This window comes from Streptomyces hygroscopicus subsp. hygroscopicus, assembly GCF_001553455.1.
In the GTDB taxonomy this organism is placed as follows: domain Bacteria; phylum Actinomycetota; class Actinomycetes; order Streptomycetales; family Streptomycetaceae; genus Streptomyces; species Streptomyces hygroscopicus.
On record NZ_BBOX01000314.1, the window covers coordinates 1 to 4,273 of the forward strand.

A 4,273-nucleotide genomic window follows, 5' to 3' on the forward strand; every position below is an offset into this window, starting at 1 on the left:
GGCGGCGCAGATACCCCTCGGCACGCCCGGCCAGCTCGGGCCGCTGCGCCACGGCCGCGGCCACCCAGCCCCGCAGCCACTCGGCCGCCAGCGCCGACCACTCGGCGCCGAGCAGCCACGGACTGGTCCGCGTCCGTACCGTCGCGCCGTACCGGGCGAACGCCCGGGAGGCCACCGCGACCGCGTCGGGGCCCACCAGACCGCCGCGCCGCTGATGGGCGTTGAACGCCTCGGCGAGCTCCGCGTCCAGCGGATCGGCCGGGGCGAGCTCGACCCGCCCCACCACCGACAGCGCCAGCAGCGCCGGGCACTCCGCCTCGGCGCAGGCCGCGGCGATCCCGTCCACCTCCCGCGGCGTGAGCACATCCAGCAGCGCGGACGCCGTCACCAGCGAGGCGCCGTCCAGGGTGCTCCCGGTCAGCCGGGAGAGGTCGCCGCGCGCCGTCGCGACGGTGATGCGGTCGCCGTCGGCGGTGGTCCGGGGCATCCGCACGGCCGCCCGGTCCAGCAGATCGGGGTCGCGGTCGTGCAGGATCCACAGCTGCGGGCCGCCCAGCCGGGGCGCCAGCCAGCGCCCCATGGAGCCGGTGCCGCAGCCCAGATCGTGGATCACCAGCGGCGGGCCGCACAGCCGGGGGCGCAGCGCCCCGAGGAGTTCGGGGGAGCGGGCCGCCGCGTCGGCGCCCTCCCGCAGCTCCAGCCAGTCGGGGGTGTAGCGCGGTACGCCGGTCGTCCTCACGCGGCCCTCCGCGGTGCGTCCCGGAGCTGTTCCAGGGCATCGGCCAGGTTGCGGGTGGTGTTCTCCCACCCGGCCAGCGCGGTGCGCCGCTCGCGCGCCGCGGCGGACAGCCGGCGGCGCGTACCGGGGTCGCCCAGCCAGCGGCGCAACGCCGCCGTCAGCGCCCGGGGGTCGTCCGGGTCGACGAGCATGCCCGGCACCCGGCCGCCGGGCGCCTGCCCGACCGCCTCCGGAACCCCGCCGACGGCCGTCGCCAGCACCGGGATCCCCCGGGCGAGCGCCTCGGTCACCGCCATGCCGTAGGTCTCGGCGTACGAGGCGAGCACCAGCACATCGGCCGAGGCGTAGCGGGCGTCCAGCTCGGCGCCGGTCCTCGGGCCGAGCAGCCGCACCCGGTCGCCGACGCCCGCCGCCCCGATCAGCTCCCGGAGCCGGGCGGCGTACTCCGGGTCCTGCTCCAGGGAACCCACCACCTCGCAGCTCCAGGGCAGATCGCGGATCTCCGCGAGCGCCTCCACCAGCCGCAGCTGCCCCTTGCGCGGGGTCACCGAGGCCACGCACAGCAGCCGTGAGCCGTCACCGCCCGAGGCGGCGAGCGGCGCGATGTCGGCGCCGGGTGCGGCGACATGGACCCGGTCGGGGACCAGCCCGTGCAGCTGCGCCAGCCGGCCGGCCGCCCACGCGCTGGTGGCCACCACCGTCCGCACCGCCCGCAGGGTCCGCCCCTCCAGCGCCTGAAGATCCGCGGCCCGGCCGGGCGCCAGCCCCGTCTCGTCACCCAGCGGCAGATGCACCAGCACCGCCGCCCGCAGCCGCTGGGCCTGCGGGACGACGACGGAGGGGAGCGCACCGGCGACCAGCCCGTCCAGCAGGACGACCGTGCCGTCCGCCGGCCCGGCCAGGACCCGGGCCAGTTCCGCGCGGGCGGCGGGACCGGGCTGGGGCCAGTCGCCCGCGACGGCGTGCTCCCGGACCCGCCAGCCGATGCCCGGCAGATCCCGGCAGATCCGCCGGTCGTAGACGTTGCCGCCGCTGGGCGCGGACGGGTCGGCCACGGCGCCGGGCATCACGATGTGCACCGTGCGCGGTGCCGCCGGACTCATAGGGCACGCTCGTAACTCGCCCAGGCGATATGCGATTCGTGCAGGGTGACCGTGAGCCCGGACAGCCCGCGGGCGCCCTCGCCCAGCGCCCCGGACCGCACCCGCTCGGCGAGCCGGTCGGCGATCACCTTGGCGAGGAACTCGGTGGAGGTGTTGACGCCCCGGAAATCGGGTTCGTCGTCCAGATTGCGATAGCTGAGCGCGCCGCACACCTCCCCCAGCGCACGGGTGGCCAGACCGATGTCGACGACGATGTTGTCGCCGTCCAGCTCGGCACGCCGGAAGGCGGCGTCCACCAGGAACGTCGCCCCGTGCAACCGCTGCGCGGGTCCGAAGACCTCGCCGCGGAAACTGTGAGCGACCATGATGTGATCGCGGACCGTGATGCTGAACAACGGATGACCCTCCCGATACGGCGTGTCGGGCCCCCGGCCGGGGCACGCCCTCCAGTACGGCCGTCGCGTTCCCCGTGTTCAGCCCGGCGGCACGGCGGATCCATCGGCGTACCGGACCCGGTGGCACAGCCCCGGCAGCTCCCCGGAGGCCAGCCCCGGCAGCACCCGGGGAAGCTCCTCGAATCCGCATTCGCCGGTGACGAGGGCGTCGAAGGCCGGATCGGCGAGCAGTTCGAGCGCCAGCGCCATCCGGTCGGCATAACCCCGGCGGGCGCCCCGGGCCGGTGACACCGTCCCCACCTGGCTGCTGCGCACCACCAGCCGGCGGGAGTGGAACGCCTCCCCGAGCGGCAGGCTGACCCGCCGGTCGCCGTACCAGCTCAGCTCCAGCACGGTGCCCTCCGGGGCGAGGAGTTCCAGCGAGCGCGCGAGCCCCTGTTCGGTGGCGCTGGCGTGCACGACCAGGTCGCGGTCGCCTGCCGCCCCCTCGGGGAGCGCGAAGCCCACCCCGAGCGCCCGTGCGACCTCCGCGCGCTCCGGCCGGGCGTCGACCAGCTGCACCCGTACGGCGGGGAACCGGGCCAGCACCGCCGCGACGGAGGCACCCACCATCCCCGCCCCCACCACCGTGATCCGGTCGCCCAGCAGGGGCGCGGCGTCCCACGCGGCGTTCACCGCGGTCTCCACCGTCCCCGCCAGCACGGCGCGCGGGGCGGGCACGCCCTCCGGCACCGGGGTCACCGCGCTCGCCGGCACCACGTACCGGGTCTGGTGCGGGTACAGACAGAAGACGGTGCGCCCCAGCAGCGACCGCGGCCCCTCCTCGACCAGACCCACGTTGAGGTAGCCGTACTTGACCGGCCCGGGGAACGCGCCGTCCTGGAACGGCGCGCGCATCGCGGTGTGCTGGCTCTCCGGTACGCCACCGCGGAAGACCAGGGTCTCCGTACCGCGGCTCACCCCGGAGTACAGCGTGCGCACCACCACCTCCCCGGGCCCGGGTCCGGGCAGGGCCACCTCCCGTATCTCGCCGTGGCCGGGGGAGCGAAGCCAGAAGGCACGGGCGGTGCGCGTCATACGGCGTTCTCCTGACGGACTGAACAATCGGGCGGCGGCCCACGTACCGATCACCATGAAGCCGCGAACACGGTACGCGGCACCCCATCTGGAAGCCACACAGCCCGGAGGGTGCACGGTGGCCCTGAACCATCCCTACAACACGCGGCCGTTGCGGACCGAGACAGCCGCGGGCGCGGGCGCGCAGCTGGTGCTGCTCGCATCGCTCGGCCTGGCGATCGACCTGGGGCCCGCGGGCTGGCTGGCCGGCCTGGCCTTCGCGGTCGCCACCTGGGCGGTGCTCACCCGCGCCCTGGCACGGTCCTGGCTCGCCTCCTTCGGCGCGGCCAACCGCGTCACCCTGGCGCGGGCGACGCTCGTCGGCGGGGTGACCGCGCTGGTCGCCGACTCCTTCGCGTCCCCGCCGCCGGTCACCGTCCTGGTGGCCCTCACCGCGGTGGCGCTGATCCTCGACGCGGTCGACGGCCAGGTGGCCCGCCGCACCGGCACCTCGTCCTCCCTGGGCGCGCGGTTCGACATGGAGGTCGACGCCGTCCTCATCCTGGTGCTCAGCGTCTATGTGGCCACCTCGCTCGGCCCCTGGGTGCTGATGATCGGCGCCATGCGCTACGTCTTCGTCGCCGCGGCCCGGGTGCTGCCCTGGCTCAACGGCCAACTGCCCCCGAGCACGGCCCGCAAGACGGTGGCCGCGCTCCAGGGCGTGCTGCTGCTCGTCATCGGCGCCGGTGTGCTTCCCCGGACGCCGGCCTTCGGCGCCGCGCTGCTGGCCCTGGCCCTGCTCAGCTGGTCCTTCGCCCGCGACATCAGGTGGCTGTGGCGCACCCGGTACCGCCGGGCCGGATGAGCGCCGTCCGCCCCGGCCCCGGGCCGCACGGTGAGCGCGCGGCGCGGGCTGCACGGCGCGGGGCGCACGGTGGCCGCACGGTGACCGCACGGCGTGGCCCCGGACCGGAGTGGTC

Annotated in this window: 5 protein-coding genes; 1 reads left to right on the forward strand and 4 read right to left on the reverse strand. The window is 76.1% G+C overall.

From position 1 onward, the window contains the following. From AXW62_RS28715 to AXW62_RS28730, 4 genes are all read right to left on the reverse strand, one after another. Positions 1-739 (reverse strand): class I SAM-dependent methyltransferase (locus tag AXW62_RS28715; RefSeq protein ID WP_060947082.1); only part of this gene is annotated, 739 nt, incomplete at its 3' end. Next, positions 736-1,842 (reverse strand): glycosyltransferase family 4 protein, encoded by a 1,107-nt coding sequence (locus AXW62_RS28720; RefSeq protein WP_060947083.1) that lies wholly within the window; start codon positions 1,840-1,842, stop codon positions 736-738. The genes AXW62_RS28720 and AXW62_RS28715, both read right to left, overlap by 4 nt. Beyond that, positions 1,839-2,237: a 6-pyruvoyl trahydropterin synthase family protein gene (locus AXW62_RS43285; RefSeq protein ID WP_060947084.1), complete on the reverse strand. Its 399-nt coding sequence runs from the start codon at positions 2,235-2,237 to the stop codon at positions 1,839-1,841. Before AXW62_RS43285 ends, AXW62_RS28720 begins: the two co-directional genes overlap by 4 nt. Positions 2,238-2,315: 78 nt before the next feature. Further along, positions 2,316-3,314, reverse strand: coding sequence for a zinc-dependent alcohol dehydrogenase (locus tag AXW62_RS28730; protein WP_060947085.1), 999 nt, complete (start codon positions 3,312-3,314; stop codon positions 2,316-2,318). A gap of 118 nt (positions 3,315-3,432) precedes the next feature. On the opposite strand from AXW62_RS28730, the gene AXW62_RS28735 reads away from it, so the two are divergent. After that, entirely contained in the window at positions 3,433-4,158 is a 726-nt protein-coding gene (locus tag AXW62_RS28735) for a CDP-alcohol phosphatidyltransferase family protein (protein WP_060947086.1), read from the forward strand. Positions 4,159-4,273 lie beyond the last annotated feature (115 nt).

Excerpts from the sequence above, each read along its gene's own strand:
- AXW62_RS28720 (WP_060947083.1), bottom strand. The coding sequence starts at position 1,842 with ATGAGTCCGGCGGCACCGCGCACGGTGCACATCGTGATGCCCGGCGCC.
- AXW62_RS28730 (WP_060947085.1), bottom strand. The coding sequence starts at position 3,314 with ATGACGCGCACCGCCCGTGCCTTCTGGCTTCGCTCCCCCGGCCACGGC.